General features: G+C 31.5%; 17 protein-coding genes. 5 read left to right on the top strand and 12 right to left on the bottom strand.

Going from position 1 to position 16,071, the window contains the following annotated elements; genetic code table 11:
- Nucleotides 1–16: 16 nt before the first annotated feature.
- The 5 genes from F0365_RS14140 to F0365_RS14120 are packed head-to-tail and all read left to right on the top strand — an operon-like array spanning nt 17 to nt 4,129.
- Nucleotides 17–598: a phosphatase PAP2 family protein gene (locus F0365_RS14140; protein WP_169934293.1), complete on the top strand. Its 582-nt coding sequence runs from the start codon at nt 17–19 to the stop codon at nt 596–598.
- Between the two features lie 4 nt (nt 599–602).
- On the top strand, nt 603–1,355 hold the full coding sequence (locus F0365_RS14135) for a methyltransferase family protein (RefSeq protein ID WP_169934292.1): 753 nt from the start codon (nt 603–605) through the stop codon (nt 1,353–1,355).
- 1 nt (nt 1,356) lies between these two features.
- Nucleotides 1,357–2,112, top strand: coding sequence for a hypothetical protein (locus F0365_RS14130; protein ID WP_169934291.1), 756 nt, complete (start codon nt 1,357–1,359; stop codon nt 2,110–2,112).
- Nucleotides 2,113–2,133: 21 nt separating this feature from the next.
- On the top strand, nt 2,134–3,528 hold the full coding sequence (omp85, locus tag F0365_RS14125) for an Omp85 family outer membrane protein (protein WP_169934290.1): 1,395 nt from the start codon (nt 2,134–2,136) through the stop codon (nt 3,526–3,528).
- A gap of 13 nt (nt 3,529–3,541) precedes the next feature.
- A complete protein-coding gene (locus F0365_RS14120) occupies nt 3,542–4,129 on the top strand; it encodes an HD domain-containing protein (protein WP_169934289.1) in 588 nt (195 codons plus the stop codon).
- 434 nt (nt 4,130–4,563) lie between these two features.
- On the opposite strand, the gene F0365_RS14115 is transcribed toward F0365_RS14120, so the two are convergent.
- The 12 genes from F0365_RS14115 to F0365_RS14060 form a co-directional block, all read right to left on the bottom strand.
- Nucleotides 4,564–5,169, bottom strand: a complete 606-nt coding sequence (locus F0365_RS14115) for a hypothetical protein (protein WP_206071284.1) — start codon at nt 5,167–5,169, stop codon at nt 4,564–4,566.
- Between the two features lie 210 nt (nt 5,170–5,379).
- Nucleotides 5,380–5,802 carry a UPF0158 family protein gene (locus F0365_RS14110; RefSeq protein ID WP_169934287.1) on the bottom strand — a complete coding sequence of 141 codons (423 nt, stop codon included), beginning with the start codon at nt 5,800–5,802 and terminating at the stop codon, nt 5,380–5,382.
- 246 nt (nt 5,803–6,048) lie between these two features.
- Nucleotides 6,049–6,990, bottom strand: a complete 942-nt coding sequence (locus F0365_RS14105) for a tetratricopeptide repeat protein (protein ID WP_169934286.1) — start codon at nt 6,988–6,990, stop codon at nt 6,049–6,051.
- Between the two features lie 222 nt (nt 6,991–7,212).
- Entirely contained in the window at nt 7,213–7,815 is a 603-nt protein-coding gene (locus F0365_RS14100; RefSeq protein WP_169934250.1) for a hypothetical protein, read from the bottom strand.
- A 602-nt stretch (nt 7,816–8,417) separates the two neighbouring features.
- On the bottom strand, nt 8,418–8,762 hold the full coding sequence (locus tag F0365_RS14095; protein ID WP_169934285.1) for a hypothetical protein: 345 nt from the start codon (nt 8,760–8,762) through the stop codon (nt 8,418–8,420).
- A 232-nt stretch (nt 8,763–8,994) separates the two neighbouring features.
- On the bottom strand, nt 8,995–9,501 hold the full coding sequence (locus F0365_RS14090) for a hypothetical protein (RefSeq protein ID WP_169934284.1): 507 nt from the start codon (nt 9,499–9,501) through the stop codon (nt 8,995–8,997).
- A 148-nt stretch (nt 9,502–9,649) separates the two neighbouring features.
- The gene (locus tag F0365_RS14085; protein ID WP_169934283.1) at nt 9,650–10,696 is read right to left on the bottom strand and encodes a hypothetical protein; all 1,047 of its coding nucleotides are present in this window, start codon (nt 10,694–10,696) and stop codon (nt 9,650–9,652) included.
- Nucleotides 10,697–10,959: 263 nt separating this feature from the next.
- Entirely contained in the window at nt 10,960–11,859 is a 900-nt protein-coding gene (locus tag F0365_RS14080; protein WP_028873229.1) for a metallophosphoesterase family protein, read from the bottom strand.
- A 74-nt stretch (nt 11,860–11,933) separates the two neighbouring features.
- Nucleotides 11,934–13,115: an integrase core domain-containing protein gene (locus tag F0365_RS14075; protein WP_169934273.1), complete on the bottom strand. Its 1,182-nt coding sequence runs from the start codon at nt 13,113–13,115 to the stop codon at nt 11,934–11,936.
- Nucleotides 13,116–13,439: 324 nt separating this feature from the next.
- The gene (locus F0365_RS14070; RefSeq protein WP_169934282.1) at nt 13,440–14,405 is read right to left on the bottom strand and encodes a hypothetical protein; all 966 of its coding nucleotides are present in this window, start codon (nt 14,403–14,405) and stop codon (nt 13,440–13,442) included.
- Nucleotides 14,406–14,588: 183 nt separating this feature from the next.
- Nucleotides 14,589–15,245 carry an imm11 family protein gene (locus F0365_RS14065; protein WP_169934281.1) on the bottom strand — a complete coding sequence of 219 codons (657 nt, stop codon included), beginning with the start codon at nt 15,243–15,245 and terminating at the stop codon, nt 14,589–14,591.
- 157 nt (nt 15,246–15,402) lie between these two features.
- Nucleotides 15,403–16,035: a hypothetical protein gene (locus F0365_RS14060; RefSeq protein WP_169934280.1), complete on the bottom strand. Its 633-nt coding sequence runs from the start codon at nt 16,033–16,035 to the stop codon at nt 15,403–15,405.
- Nucleotides 16,036–16,071: the final 36 nt, after the last annotated feature.

Below are 16,071 nucleotides of genomic sequence, written 5' to 3'. Positions count from 1 at the left end.
ATTCAAACACGTATTAATGAAATACAATTTTTCGCTTCACATTCTAACGATAATTGGATGCTTATTTTTAAGTTTTGCAACCTTGCAACTACAAGCGCAGGACACAAGCGAAACTAAACCCGAAATTGGAACTACTCAAAAAATAGGTGATGTCATATTAATTGCTCTACCAGCAACAACTTTAGCTACAAGTTTTATAATTGGAGATGAAAAAGGTGCTTGGCAATTTACAAAAGGACTTTTGCTTACTGTAGGAGTTTCTTATGGGTTAAAGTATGCTGTAAATAAACCACGTCCAGATATGAGTAACGATAACTCGTTTCCATCAGGTCATACTTCAACTGTTTTTCATAGCGCAGGTTACGTGCATAGACGTTATGGTTTTAAATATGCCATTCCATCTTATGCTTTGGCAGGATTTACCGCAGCAAGTAGGATTGACAGTAAAAAGCACGATATACTTGATGTTGTGGCTGGCGCAGCTATTGGTTTGGGAAGTAATTTGCTTTTTACAACAGAGTATCAACAAGAACATATGGAATTGACATATTCAAATTTTGAAGGCAATCATATGATAGGTTTCACTTATAAATTTTAACAAAATGGCATTACAAGAAGAATTAAAAACACAAGGCGATTTTCTATTTAAAAACAGAAGTTATCTGCCATTACTAATTTTAGGAATTGGATTATCCGTTTATATCCATACTGAATATTTTGAAATCGAAGCACCCGAAACGTGGTTTTCTGAAAGTTTTGAATACATCTGTCTCGGTATTAGTTTACTCGGTCTTTTCATCCGAATTTTTACCGTTGGGCATACGCCAAAAAATACGTCAGGCAGAAACACAAACGATGGGCAATTAGCTGATGAGCTGAATAGTACAGGAATTTATTCAGTTGTTCGTCATCCTTTGTATCTGGGTAATTTCTTTATCTGGCTTGGTGTAGCTATGCTTACTGAAAATGCTTGGTTTTCAATCGCGTTTGTCTTTTTCTACGCTTTTTATTACGAACGAATTATGTATGCCGAAGAAAATTTTCTGCGGAATAAATTCGGGCAAACATATTTAGATTGGGCAGAAAATGTGCCTGCATTTGTTCCATCATTTAAAAATTATGCAAGACCAAAATATTCATTTAGCATCAAAAAAGTGCTTAAAAAAGAAAAGAATGGCTTGTGCGCTATCTTTCTACTCTTTTGGATTTTTGATTTGGTTGGAGATTTTGTTGAAAAAGAACCTTTTGAATTTGAAATGGGATTTTGGTTTTACAGCGCAATCATCACAACAGTTATCTATTTAATCTTGAAAGTGATGAAGAAACGCAAATTGTTAGACGAAACAAATCGTTAAGATGAAAGCTATAACTATTGAAACGGAAAAGTTAAACAAAGTTGCAAAAATCACTTTGCTTTTTTGGATAATGAAAATTATTGCTACGACTTTAGGCGAAACATTAGGCGACCTTTTAGCACACACGCTTAATCTTGGTTATGCTATTGGACTTGCAATAACTGGAATATTTTTTCTTATGGTTTTAGCAATACAGCTTAAAGCGAAAAATTATAGTTCCATTCTATTTTGGTTAGTAATTGTTGGTACAACAACTGTTGGTACCGAAATATCAGATTTTATGGACAGAACACTTCATTTAGGTTATCTCGCAGGTTCACTAATTTTAATAACGCTGCTTTTGAATACGCTTTGGATTTGGAATAACAAGATTGGTGAAATTGAGGTTTACCCAATTTTTGATAAAAAAGTAGAGCTTTTTTATTGGGTTGCTATTCTATTTTCAAATAGTTTGGGAACAGCTTTTGGAGATTTTTTAAGTGATAATGTTGGATTGAGTTATTTGCAAGGTGCAATGGTAACTGCTGGTGTAATTTTAATAGTTGTGTTTTTACATTACGCTACCAAAATCAATCACGTAATTCTATTTTGGGTTGCGTTTATATTCACACGTCCATTTGGTGCAACCTTTGGCGACTTGCTCACAAAAACAAACGCCGAAGGCGGTTTAGATTTAGGAACAATTCCCGCAACGTTGGTTAGCGTTACTTTTTTGGGGTTTTTAGTTTATTACAGTCATAAAAAGGAATTAGTTTAAATATTACAAAAAAAATAGTAAATGAATAAAATAAAAATAATTTTAAGTTTAGCATTCATAGTATCAGTTCAATCAATATTTGCGCAAGTACAAGATTCACTTTCTTTCATCAAATCGAGAAAAATGTCTGATGAAGACCTCGCAAAGAAAAGAGAAGGAACATTTATAACTGGAATTCCAGATTTTTCGTCAGACCCAGTTACAGGTTTTGGTTTTGGTGTTAGAAGTAATGTGTATTGGAATGGAGAAAGAACAAACCCTTTATTTGCTTACACACCATATTTGGCGAAACTAAAAGCAAATGCCGCTTATTATACTTCAAATGCGAGAGAGTTGGTTTTGTCTTTGGACGTTCCTTATTACAAAGGAACACGATGGCGTTTTAAAATTGATGTAAAGATTCAGCAAAATCCAGCCAATTTATATTTTGGACTTACTGAAGCAACTCTCGATGATTTGAGCTTACTGTCAGACCCAACTACGACATTTGCTACGTATGATGAATATGATAGTGCAAGAAAAACGTTACGTCCAGGAGGTACAGGAGAGGCAGCTTTTGTAACAGATGCATTATCCAATAGATTTAGAGAAACCGAATATATGCTCAACTTAAAAGCTGATTATGCCATCGGTGATGGAAGATGGCGCATAATGGGTGGTTATGAAATACAAAACTTACAATATAAAACTTTTGAAGGAGAGGAAGCTGAAGCTGTAAACCCAATTACAGGAGAGGAAACTATGGCTCCAAATGGATTTTCATTGTTGCAAAGAGATTTTGACCAAGGTAAAATTTCTGGATTAGAGGGTGGTTGGGTTTCTATTTTTCAAACTGCTTTAATTTACGATACAAGAGATTTTGAACCAGACCCAACAAAAGGATATTATTTTGAAATTGCTAATGAATATTCAAGTAAATATATAGGTTCAGAGTTTGAATTCAATAAACTTTTTGTTCAAGGAAGAGCTTATAAAAAGTTACCATTCGGTAAAAGAACCGTTCTTGCAGGTCGTGTTGGAATCGGTCATATTTTTGGCGATAACGCACCATTTTTTGAATTTCAAGACCAATGGAGTCCAGAAGGTAGTGTTAACGCTCTTGGTGGTAAACAATCTTTGCGAGGTTACAGAGCTAATAGATTTTTAGCACGTTCACTTTGGTTTACTAATGTTGAATTGAGATATAGAATTGCAGAAACTAAATTTTTGAAACAAAACTTTGCTTTTGGAGTAGCACCATTTTTTGATGCAGGAACTGTAAGAAATAAATGGCAAGATTTAAGTTTTGATAAAATTAGATTTTCCTATGGGTTAGGTGCAAGAATTGCTTGGAATCAGTCAACAATTATATCTTTTGATTATGGAGTTTCTAAAGAAGATAAATTATTTTATATAGGAATTGGTCAATCGTTTTAAAAAATAGGTTTTAATGAATACTGAATTGATAAATAACGTTAGAAAACATTGCCGAGATTTGCTGAATAAAAGCAGGTGCAAATCATTACAATTCCATAATTATCAGCATACTTTAAACGTTGTTCATAATGCTGAAATGATTGCGATTAAATCCAAAATTAGCGATGAAGAAACTGAAATCGTTTTAATTTCTGCTTATTTTCACGACGTTGGAAATATGGAAACAAGTAAACAACACGAAATGTTGAGTTGTTCCATTGCTCGAAGTTTTTTAGAAAAAGAAAACTATCTCGAAGCAAAAATCCGAATTATTGAGAACATAATTTTAGCGACTGAAATTAACAGAGAGCCAACAACACTTCTGGAAGAAATTATTTGCGATGCAGATTTGGGTCATTTAGGAAAGAAAACATTTTTAACTCAAAACAAACTTTTGCGTGAAGAATGGTCAAATTTTTTAGATATGACTTTTACCGACGAAGAATGGCTCAATTTAAATTTGAAATTTTTAGACAATCATCATTTTTACACAGAAGCTGCTCGTAAACTATTCTTAAAACAGAAATCAGAGAACATTATTAAATTTAAGGAAGTGATTTAGTTTTTTGCGTAATCCAAAAAATGTTCAATCGAAGGACTAAATTAGTAAGTGTATAAAATTTTAAGAAGGGCAGATGTGGCTGGAAAATTTTATACTCTTACGGGACGCCTTCCCAAAATATTCTGAAAACTTTTATAGCACAATGTTTCTTAAAATGGTCTTTTCTTACTACTTTTTAATTAGCAGAATGTTGTTTTTTATATTGTGTACAACGTCTCTGTATATGGCTCGTAGCGTGCAAATTAAACAATTACTTTCGGATGAAGCACGAGCCGAATTTTTAAATTTTTCTTATTACCTGCCTGCCGGCAGGTAGGTCTTTTTTTATTAATAAGCCAAATTTAAAAATTTGGCGGACTCGCAAATATACCTTAACTTCGATTAAACAACTACCTAGCTATGAGCTATATACGTTGTTGTGCAACGTATTTTTGCTATTGTTTTTTCTTGTGTAATTCCTGTATTTTCTTCATTTTCCAGCTGGTAGAAAACGAAATAACTAAAGGATATTCTCCGTCATTTGATTGGTCAAAGTAAAAACTGATTTTCGGTATTTCAATTTCCTTGTTAATTTGATAAACTACAACTTGGGATTTAGTTTCGTAATCTTCATTTTGAGTTGTTTCAATCAAAGTTTTCGAACTGTATTTTTCATAATCCGCTACCAACTTCTCGTATTCGTCTATTTGGTCATATTCATTTTCAAATCTCAAAACAAGTATAGTTTCGAAAGTTCCATATTCTAATTCCATTTCATCGTAACTTATACGGAAGTCTGATTTTTTGATTTTGGTATTTAAAATCGGTAATTCATATATTTCTGTTGAGTAGGTGTGATGATTTCCGCCAATACTTTGGGTTATTGAATATTTGAATTCGAATTTAGATTCTTTGGTTATATTTTCAGGACTTTGATTTAGATTAAGTCCAAAAAATATTTCATTTATTTTAGTTTCCATATCATTCACTTGTGCGCTTATCTGCATATGCACAAACACCATTAAACAGCAGATTATAAATTTCGTAGGATGTTTTTTCATATGTTGCACAACGCTTTGTATATGAGCAGTGCGGATGAAGAATGGCAAAAGCCATTCGGAAGAGCACAAGCTGATTTTTACAAATTCCGCTTTTTATTCTTTCTTTGTATTAAAAGTCGGATTTGTAAAAATTCGGCGACTTCCAAATATACCTTTACTTTTAATTAAGCAACTACTCCCGCATTGATTATATACTTTGTTGTGCTCTGGCTATCTGCGCTCTAATTCCGTTTCTACTATTATTTCGAGTTCAGCTTTTTTAAAATCAAACCATTTTTTTCTATAATCTGAATTGTCTATTACGTGCTTAAAATTTTGAAAAGGCTTTCTTTTTTGTAAAATAATTTCTAATTCCGATTGCAACTCTACATTATCAATTTGGTGAGTAAAAAGCTCCATTATTTTAAACGATTGATAACTTTCTAAAACCCCAAATTTTATAAATTCCGCTTTATTTTGCTTTACTTTTTTTAATTCCGCACTAAAAGCATCTTGAAATTCTTCCTCGTCATTTACTTGTCCAAGATTTGGAATTGTGATTATCTCTTCATTTTTTGGATTATAATAACAGTCAAATCCGCAATCAATTTCCTCAGCAATCTTCTTGATTATTTTTGATTTGGAATTTTCCATATTCAGCAAAAAATTAGTTTTTATAAGTTATAATTTAATCATTTCGTAAATCTATATGTTATTTTCAAAAACCGAACTTTGATGTTTAACGATTTTTTTTAGCTTGAGCACAACGGTTGGTATAAGAATAGTAGCCGATTTCGGAAGTAGAATTTTTCAATTCACTACTAATGTTTATGCGAGCTACAATGCTCATATTTACTATTGTTTCGGCTATTATTTTTATACTTTGTTATGCACTTTTATTTATTTTTCACAGTTTTCTTTTATCAATTGAACTACGTTTTTATCACCTAATTCTAATGCTTTTCTAAAGTCTCTACAGGCTTCCGGAAACTTATTTAAGTTCAATTTCGCAAGTCCTAAAAATCTCCATAACTCTCCTGATTTTGGGTCAAGAACAACACATTTCTCAAAGTCCAATTGCGCTTTTTCAAATTCATTTAATTCCATTTCTGTAATTCCTCTATTTACTAAAGAACTAATATAATTGGGATTCAATTCTATTGCTTTTGAATAGTCATCAATTGCTAATTGATAATTTCCTAAAGTTTGATTCAAGTAGGCTCTATTGTTGAAAGTCATAGCGTCTTTTGAGTCAAGTTCAATTGCTTTGTCATATGCAAGTATAGCTTCCTCTGCTTTTTTTGATTGCATTTGGAAATAGCCTATTTTCTTATAAGCAAAAGAATTTCTCGGATTTATTTTTGTTATTTTATCGTAGGCTTTAATTGTTCCTTTAATATCATTAAGTTGTTCTTTACAATCGGCAATTCGTTGATAGCATATTTCGGCTCTTTCATTTTTCACATCCTTTTCTAATCCTATTTTGTAAAATCGGTTTGCTTCTTTTGTCTTGTCTTGCATTTCTAAGAGTGAAGCAAATCCAAAATATGAGTCTGGAAATTCAGGATTTAATAGCCAAGCTTGGTTAAATCTTTTCATTGCTGTTTCCAAATCATTATTATAAAAGTATCTCCAAGCATTGTCGATTTGAACATTAACTGAACTGTCAATTGAGCCAAACTGATTTAAGCAATCTTGAATAAAATCTTTGTCTATTTCTTTATGTTCTTTGTTTTTTTTAACTTCTCCGTATAATGGTTTTGTATTATCAACTTGACTTTCTTGCGATTGACAAGAAGTGAGAATTAATAGAAGTAAAATGGTTGTAAATAATATTCTCATTGTCGGTTTTCTAATTGTGCATAACGTCTCTGTATATGGCTCGTAGCGTGCAAATTAAACAATTAGTTTCGGATTGAACACGAGCCGAATTTTTAAATTTTTCTTATTACCTTTTTTTATCAATAAGCCAAATTTAAAAATTTGGCGGTCTGGCAAATATACCTTAACTTCGATTAATCAACTATTTAGCTATGAGCTATATACGTTGTTCTACACCGTTTTTTACTCGAATTTATTGGTGTTTTCAGTCCAATATTTATCTATGAATTCATATTTTCCTTTCCAATATCCTTGTTCTCTTTTCGTGTAATTTAATAATTTTTCGTCAGTTCCATTTACTTTGTAAATGTAAATTCCGTTTGTGTCATTTTCTAAACAACCTAACCCTTTTATTTTTCCAATCAAGGTTATACTTGTTCCCGTTAACCTATATAATTCGCTTCCCCAATCATTATCAGCACATCCACTTCCGTGATAGGAATAATAGAGGTTTGATTCCTTAATTCTTTTCGAACTTGGATAGCTGTTAAAAAATTCAACAGCATCAAATTCATTAGTTTTTATATTAAACAAAATCAATTCTTGAGTTCCTGGTGAATTTGAAACGTAATTCATTAAAATATCAAAATATCCATCTCCATTAAAATCAGTAAATTTAAAATCAAATGGATTGTCTTCGTGACTATAAATCACTTGTCCGTTTGAATTTTTCACAGTAAATATTCCCGGACGTTTTATGCAAGCTTCATATTCATTTCCGTTTATTAATTGTTTTTTGCAATCAAAATAATATCTCTCTTCGGTTTCAATTTCAGTTTGTTCCACGAGAGTGTTATTCTGTTCACTCTTTTCTTTTTTGCAAGAATTGAATGAAATTAGAATAAATGATATTGCTATGACGAATGTTTTTTTCAAATGGTGTAGAACGTCTCTGTATATGGCTCGTAGCGTGCAAATTAAACAATTATTTTCGGATGAAGCACGAGCCGAATTTTTAAATTTTTCTTATTATCTTTTTTTTACTAATAAGCCAAATTTAAAAATTTGGCGGACTCGCAAATATGCCTTAACTTCGATTAAGCAAATACCTAGCTATGAGCTATATACGTTGTTATGCACTGGCTTTTTCTTTCCATTTTTCCAATAATAGTAACGATAGTATTACAATTCCCAATAAAGGATATACTAATGCAGAAATACAAGTCAGAATTATATGATTCAGTTTATGTTTCTTAAAATCAAATATTAACAACACAGTAATTATTATGCGTATAAAATAGTCAACATATTTGGATATAGATTTTATCGAATTAAATAATTCAAAATCATTTGAAGCAAAAATGTCACTTATCACATATTGCCAAACTATACTAAATAGAGAACTCACTATCAATAATGCAATATATTTATTCAGTATTTTCAAAAGTTTATTCATTCAGTTCAATTTGAGGTTTAATGACTTTATTACTCGCAACTGTTAATAGAAAGAAAATAACACCTATAAATGCAAAGAAAAAAGTCATTATTAGAATGAGTGGTGAATTTATTTTTTCCTTTTTCATATCTTTTGCTAAAATGATTATAACAAGAATATTAAATAAATGTTCAAGTCCATCACTCAAATAACCAGCACTTAAAGTCGAAGTTCCGCCATCAGCAAATTCAGATGCCAATATATTTGGAAAAATAATAAGAATTAGTCCAGCCAAAATTCGGGAAAGAACTATTCCTATTATTAGTAGTATAGAATATTTTTTTAATAAATCAATCATTTTTTTGGTTAGCGGGATTTTTTTTCAGCTTGTGCATAACGTGTTGGTATATGCTTAGTGCTTGTTAAAAATACAATAATTTTCGATTTAGCACTTAGCGAAATTTTTAATTTTATCTTTCCAATTTTAACGCAAAACTGAAAATTTTGCGGACTTTATAAATAAGCCTGAACTCTCTGTTTAGCACAGACCTAAAGCATTAAGTATATACCGTGTTGTACACCGTATTTTTTTATTCCGCTGTTGCTTTTTTTGCTCTTTCCATTACAGATTCAGTCAATTCATACATTGAGCAACTTGCTTCGCTCATATTCCGTTTTCCTGTTCGTTTTATTTTGGCATTGTCATTTTTCCAATCAAAAACGTAAATTATTTCTCGATATACTTCGTTTAATTCCTCATAATTCAGTCCGTCATTTGTGTGTCCAAAGTTTTCTTCTGTTTCGAGTATTTTGATTGGAATTCCATTTTTCAAATATATAGTTGTTCTTATTCTCCCATAAGAAAGTCCGATTTCCTCAACTATTTTACAAATCTGTTTTTCATTCCGCCAAACTTTTAAAATTCCGCCTCCATCTGTAGTAATTCCAGTCAGTTCCACCCAATCAAATTCAGTCTTTATAAGAGTTGAATCCGATTCAATAGATTTCACTTCGTTATTAATTCGGTCAAGGTTATTTTCTTGTCCAAATGCTAAAAATCCGATTAAGGTTAATATGGTTACGAATGCTTTTTTCATATGGTGTACAACGGAATTGTGTATGGTTAGTGGCGTGTTTAAGCACCTAATTTAGCAAATAAAAACCGAATATAAAATCCGATAGGATTTTCGTAAGCAAGCTCGAACTAGCCATTAATTATACACGGTGTTCTACGCAGTTTTTTATTCAATATACCATTCTGTCGTAAATATAAATTCCTTTTTGTCCGAAACTTAATTCTCGGCTAAATTCATATTTTGGGTCAACGAAATCGATTTTTATCTCTCTAAAAGCCTTTTTTAAAATCCGTTTACATTTTTTATAGTCTTTATCAGAAAGTCTTTCCCAAAATCCCATATCAACTTTCATATTTTTCAGTTTACCATTTTTTGAAAAAGTTAAACTATAGTCATCGTAACAATTCAGTTCTGTCGAGTTTGGAATTAATTCATTGAGTTTATATTCTAAATAGTTGTCTATTGTATCTTTGATTGATTTTTTGTAATCTCTAATTGGTTTCCCATTTCTCCAACCTTCGCCTTGTTTGTCAGTCATTATATACATATTAATCCAACCATCTAATGTGTATGATTTCCCTTTTGGAAGCCGACTTTTGAAATTATCATAGGCTTTCTTTAAGCCAAGTATTTCTTGTAAAGTATCTGTTGTTTTTTTTATTTTAACAACAAAATCCAAACTGTCTTTTTGATTCTTTGCACAGGTATACGATTTGTGATGGAAATTTGTTTTGACTTTATAATCAAATGTTATCGCACCACAATCAGACCATCCAGAACTCCAATTATTGATTAAACTGTCTGTTGGTATGGAATATGATTTTTCAGTCAAAATTAATTGTCCTGCTTTTGTCGCCTCTGAAATTGAAATTTCTTTTTTCTCAAATAGATAATTAAAAGCACGAGAATCTTTTCCGTAATCAGTTTTTATTGTTTTATTTTCTTGAATTATATTTATTAATTGGCCTTTAAAGTCGATTCCGTTATCACTATATAAGTCAATTATTTGACTTGATTTCTCATAACGAAAATGATATTCTGAAGTTGAATGGTTTAAAGAATCAATTCCGAAATAGTATTTATTCCGTTCATTTTGGGATGAGTTATTCCAAGAATATTTTTCATTTAGTTCTTTTCTTTGAAATTCGTTTTGAGATATTGCTTTGACACTCAATAGAAAACAGAATATGGTTAGTAAAGATTTGTAAAAATTCATTTTTTCTGATTAGTTAAATTCTAAACTAATTCATTTTAATTTTGGGTTAAAGCATCATTTAGTAAATAGTCCTTTTCATTGAGTGAATTACTTACTTCGGTTAGTCTGTTCAAATTGCGTAGAACGTTTGGTATATGGTTTGTTGCGTGTTGAAGCAACTAATTTAGTAAACAAATCACAGATAGAAAATTCCAGCGGAATTTTCGTAAGTAAGCTAGAACAAGCAATAAATTATATACGGTGTTGTGCACTGCTTATATTGTCTATTTTTTTTCAATACTAGAAGGATTATCTCCCCATATTCCATTCAATAATATATTGCTAATCTGTGGAATACTATCACTAACAGAGACCCAAGAAATATGATCAAATTGGCCTTTTTCAAATTCTAGTGTACTCGCTCCGCCAGTTGTTGCTAATCCATAATAGTTGTGACCATTTGCTGTAGCTTTGGAATAAGTGTGATGATGACCAGCAAAAACGGTTAATGCTCTATTCTTAGTTAGTTCTTCTATTTTTTTCCAATCCTTATTGTTTTCATAAAGCCACATTGGTCGATGAAGAAAAATGAAAGTCCAACTTGCAGAAGCATTCTCTTTTAAGGTCGTTTTAAGCCAATTCATTTGATGTTCACTTATTTCTCCATATTCACTTCCTGGTTTGTCTTCAGAGTTCAAAACAATGAATAAAGCAGTCTTATGTTTAAAATGATAATATGTAGATCCAAATTGTTTAATCCAATGAGCTTCCATTTTACTATTACGAAGATCATTGTTTCCAGCTACATAGAAAAAAGGAACTTTTAGTTGTTTAGTGATATTGTTAAATTCTAGCCATCTTTCTTTAATTAGTTTATCGTCAAATTTTGTTGAATCCAACTTAAAGTCTTTTGTGTCAATTAAATCGCCTACAGATATCACAAATTCGGGTTTCAGTTTATTTAATTTTTGAATTGCGTCTTCAAATACTCCTGGTCTGCGTCCTCCAGAATTATCACTAACAATTGCAAAATTAAAATCCTTTGTTTGATCTTTAAAATCAAGATGGGTCCAGGGACTTGCTTCTGTTAGCTTGTGGTCGGGGTCAGTTTTATGATTAAAATTGCAAGAAAAAAAAGAAATAGTAAGACAGAAAATGAGTAGATATTTAAGTATGTTATTCATTTTTCAATATTTATTTCAGGTGTGTCTAAAGTGTTCGTTAAGGCACATAGTTTACAAAGTTAAAGTCACATGCTTTACACTAGATTTTGACTTAGTCTAATTGATACTTGTTTATCTCTTATTTTATTTTCATTAAAATAACCTAAAAATACATCTCTATAAAATACTCTCCAAATTCCATTTCCTTGATCTTCAGCACCGACGTATTTTCCCTTAAGTCCAGCAGTTAAATATACCCAATAATATGACTTCCACCGCATGGCTCCATTTTGGCATACCTTCATCACTTTCATTTTTGATGGGTAATCATATTTTGAGATTTTCTCAGGGTATGGTCTATTAGAAAAATCATGGCAATCTGCGGGGGTTTTCATTCCTAAAGCTTCATGAGGTCTAATGTGATTATATTCTTTTACAAACCGATTTAAGCTACGTTGTTGTGCCTTCAAATCAAATGATGAGGGTTTGGCACAAGCTGCCTTTAAATCACGGTGCATACGTTCGTGTCTTCCGTTTTGGTCTGGTCGTGCTGGGTCGGAATAAACCGGGTCTATTCCCAATTCAATAAACCAATAGGATAGCCTGGTATATCTTTGAATAGCAGCTACAGATCCAAAGGGACTTCCGTTGTCGGTATGTATCTGTTTAGGAATGCCATACTTTCTAAAAACCTTTGTAAACTCTTGCTTAACAGAGAGAAAGTTTTCTTTATAATGCCCTTTTGCTGTAAACAAAAACCTACTCTTTGAATCGGCAATAGTGAGCGGATGGCAGTATATTTTATTTCCCATTAAAAACTTTCCCTTATAGTCTGCGCTCCAAACTTCATTACATTTCTTAGGGTCGAAAATGGGAAATACAGGCTTGACTCTTCTGCTTCGCTTTTGAGGTTTAACTAGGCCATTTTTAGAAAGGATGTTGTGAACAGTAACCACACTTGGAATAAGTTCTTCAGTATACTGTTTAAACAACAAAATGCGAATTTTCTTCGCTCCCCAAAGCATGTGTTTATTTTTTAATTTTAAGATTGAATCTTCAACTTTATGATTGGTTCTGTTGGGGTGATTAATTGGAGCTCTTTCTTGCTCAATTAATCCCGATAGTCCCATTTTTTCATACCTAGAAATCAACTTGTAAGCGGTAGGTCGAGATATATTAAATGACCTACAAAGTTCTGTGATGGTGTACTTTTGAGTTAACCATTCGTGAATAAATTCTACTTTTTGTTCCATTTTAGTTTTTGCTTTCCAGACCATGATAAATTACTTTTTCATGTAATTTATGAATCTTAAAAGTGTAAACTATGTCCCTTTAACTTTGTAAAGGATGTCCCTTTACCGTACCAAAGTTGTGCACAACGTCTAGTATATGAAACGTAGCGTGTAAATAAACGCTATTGTTTCGGATTATACACGAGCCGAATTTTTAAATTTTTCTTTTTCTCTTTATTTTACTAAAAGCCAAATTTTTAAATTTGGCGGTCTTCGCAAACACACAAAAACCTTTGGTAAAGCCTTTAATAGCTATGTTTTATATACATTGTTACCTGCAGGCTTTCCGCACGATAATCATTCTTTGCTCTATTCAAAAAGGTCAAATTGGCTTTCATCAGCCTCTTTTTTCTTTCTATGTTTTTTTCCTTCGCTCGTTTCTATTGGTTTTTCATTTTGAAAGTATAAATTAACTCGAAGTACATCGTATCCAACAATTGTTTCAATTCCTTCATTATTAACTTTTTTTCTAATATTTAAGAAACAATTTATAGACGAACCATTTTTAAATTCAATTTGTCCGTTTTGAACGAGCGTTTTAAATTCGTTTGATTTCATATAAAATGAAATAGGTTCTCCTTTATAATAACCTGTCCACTTATACTTTCCTTTTTTCAGAACAGGTGATATTATTTCAATTTCTGCTTCTTCAATTTCCAAAGGTTCTAAGTCATCAGATACTAAAATATATTTTTTAAACTCTTGTTTAGTGACAAATCTTTCCTCTATAACAGTTTCTTTATCGTCATCTGTTATTGTATAAGATACTTTTTTGACTTTAGGATAATTTTCTAACGTTTCGTAAAAATTAGATTTCTTTTTCTTAATCAGATTGTTGTTCTCAATTTCTTGAGCATCTTTTAGGGCATTTCTTTTCAGTTCTTCAATTTCTAATTTTTGTTTTTCTTTCTCTCCTTCAATAAATTCTGTGTCTTCAAAAATTTTGTCAATTAAATTTTCTGTTACTTGGGCAATTGGTGTAGTTAATAAAACTGTTAGAAATGCAACTATTACTGCTGTTGAAATGGTTGCGGATTTATTTTCTCCTTTATTTACAACCTTTAGCCATTTTTTTAATCCGCCATTTGCTATTGGTTCAGTTTCTATTGTAATGTCAACAGCAAAAAGTCGTGATACTTCTTTAATAATTCCGAGTACTTCATATTCGCACCTGTTTTGAACATTGGCGTTCATAGAATGCGATTTGTCATCAAAATAATAATGGATTTCTAAAGTATTGCTATACTTTCCATTTTTCGAGAAGTTTAAAGCCATTTATTTTTTCTTACAAAATACAATTATTCTTTTTAGTTCGGATTTTTTTTCAGCTTGCAGGTAACGTTTGGTATATGGTTTGTTGCGTGGTTAAGCAACTAATTTAGTAAATAAAAACTGAATAGAAAATCCGCGAGTATTTTCGAAAGTAGGCGAGAAGCAAGCAATAAATTATATACGGTGTTACCTGCCGGCTTTTAACTTTTCCATTTCCATTTTCTGCTTTTCAGTCAACTTTATGTTATATAAAGAAATTGACATTGTAAAGTCAGTGATTTTTTCGAACGAAATGTTCTTTATTTTCTCTTTTTTTAGTAGTTCTACTACTTTTTCGGTGCAAAACCTAAACATACTCGTTTGTCCTTTTTCATCTGGATTGCACATAAATAAATCCGAACCATCCCAAAAGTCATGTTTAAAATAATATCCTTTTGAATGAGGTTCTGTCGTTATTCCAATTGTGTCCATGACGATTGAACTCGTCGAATAATCTCTATATCCACAACGTCCTGTTATAATCAATCCGTAATATTTATGGTCAATTAATTCGTCCTTTTTAGAATGAATGGTAACATCATAAGTTTTCCATCCAGTAATTGAGTTTGATTTAAATAGTTCAATTATTCTTTCACTGACAATTAAAGGGAATGCGTTAGTTGTCCAAATAAGATCATAAAGTGTTTTTCCTCCCATTGAATGTTTGACAGGAACAATTTCGGTCAAGTTTTTTTCTCCTCTAGAAATTTCAGGTTCGGCAAAGTCAAAATTCTCGATTACTCCTCGGAAAGGTCTGTTCGAATGTGATTCTCCAATCAGAAATATTTTATCGTAGTTCAACATTTTTTTTAGCTTGCTGGTAACGTGATTGTGTATGATTAGTGGCGTGTTTAAGCACCTAATTTAGCAAATAAAAACCGAATAGAAAATCCGCGAGGATTTTCGTAAGTAGGCGAGAACCAGCCATTAATTATACACGGTGTTGCCAGTAGTTTTTTATTCATAAATGCATTAAATTCAGTTCAATTGTATTCGATAAAGTGTCTACTTTAAAATAAAACGGTTCGGCTCTATTAATTTCGTTTCCGTTATGTTCAAAGTCAAATCCGCTTAAATTACGTTTCCAAATTCCTTTTTCAGATTTAGATTTTATTCCGTTGTGAATTTGCTCCGTAATATGTTTTTCTTCGGATTCTTGGTATTTAAATTTAAGTCCGATTGAATAATCAGAGTCAAAAGCTCCTTCTGTATGTTCGATTAAATTTTCCAAAATCTCAAAGTCATTCGGAATGGTCAAATCAGTTTTTTCTCTGATAAGTGGCTCAATTCTTTCTGAAGCTAATTTTTCATCAGGTTTGTTCATCGTTCCTGCAAATAGATAAACCATAAATCCAAGAGCGAAAATTGGTGTTAATGAAGTTGATAATAGCGCAAAACCAATCATTTTTTTACCTTTGATTATTTGCCAAATAGATGAGATTAATAATATCAGAACAGAAAAAGCAAATAAATTAAACCCAAAATCAGTATTTGGAAATACCATTCCAGTTATAAAAATAATGAAAGATATTCCAAAAAACAGAAGTGGAATCCACCATTTAATAACTAAATATTTCTTTAATAGTTCGGTCATTTTCAAATTACTGGCAACGTCTCTGTATATGGCTCG

The sequence above is a fragment of the Nonlabens sp. Ci31 genome (assembly GCF_012974865.1).
In the GTDB taxonomy this organism is placed as follows: domain Bacteria; phylum Bacteroidota; class Bacteroidia; order Flavobacteriales; family Flavobacteriaceae; genus Nonlabens.
This window is presented reverse-complemented; position numbering and strand designations above follow the sequence as displayed.

Coding starts and splice junctions, on each gene's coding strand:
- F0365_RS14140 (WP_169934293.1), top strand. CDS start 17: ATGAAATACAATTTTTCGCTTCACATTCTAACGATAATTGGATGCTTA.
- F0365_RS14135 (WP_169934292.1), top strand. CDS start 603: ATGGCATTACAAGAAGAATTAAAAACACAAGGCGATTTTCTATTTAAA.
- F0365_RS14130 (WP_169934291.1), top strand. CDS start 1,357: ATGAAAGCTATAACTATTGAAACGGAAAAGTTAAACAAAGTTGCAAAA.
- omp85 (WP_169934290.1), top strand. CDS start 2,134: ATGAATAAAATAAAAATAATTTTAAGTTTAGCATTCATAGTATCAGTT.
- F0365_RS14120 (WP_169934289.1), top strand. CDS start 3,542: ATGAATACTGAATTGATAAATAACGTTAGAAAACATTGCCGAGATTTG.
- F0365_RS14115 (WP_206071284.1), bottom strand. CDS start 5,169: ATGAAAAAACATCCTACGAAATTTATAATCTGCTGTTTAATGGTGTTT.
- F0365_RS14110 (WP_169934287.1), bottom strand. CDS start 5,802: ATGGAAAATTCCAAATCAAAAATAATCAAGAAGATTGCTGAGGAAATT.
- F0365_RS14105 (WP_169934286.1), bottom strand. CDS start 6,990: ATGAGAATATTATTTACAACCATTTTACTTCTATTAATTCTCACTTCT.
- F0365_RS14095 (WP_169934285.1), bottom strand. CDS start 8,762: ATGATTGATTTATTAAAAAAATATTCTATACTACTAATAATAGGAATA.
- F0365_RS14090 (WP_169934284.1), bottom strand. CDS start 9,501: ATGAAAAAAGCATTCGTAACCATATTAACCTTAATCGGATTTTTAGCA.
- F0365_RS14085 (WP_169934283.1), bottom strand. CDS start 10,696: ATGAATTTTTACAAATCTTTACTAACCATATTCTGTTTTCTATTGAGT.
- F0365_RS14080 (WP_028873229.1), bottom strand. CDS start 11,859: ATGAATAACATACTTAAATATCTACTCATTTTCTGTCTTACTATTTCT.
- F0365_RS14075 (WP_169934273.1), bottom strand. CDS start 13,115: ATGGTCTGGAAAGCAAAAACTAAAATGGAACAAAAAGTAGAATTTATT.
- F0365_RS14070 (WP_169934282.1), bottom strand. CDS start 14,405: ATGGCTTTAAACTTCTCGAAAAATGGAAAGTATAGCAATACTTTAGAA.
- F0365_RS14065 (WP_169934281.1), bottom strand. CDS start 15,245: ATGTTGAACTACGATAAAATATTTCTGATTGGAGAATCACATTCGAAC.
- F0365_RS14060 (WP_169934280.1), bottom strand. CDS start 16,035: ATGACCGAACTATTAAAGAAATATTTAGTTATTAAATGGTGGATTCCA.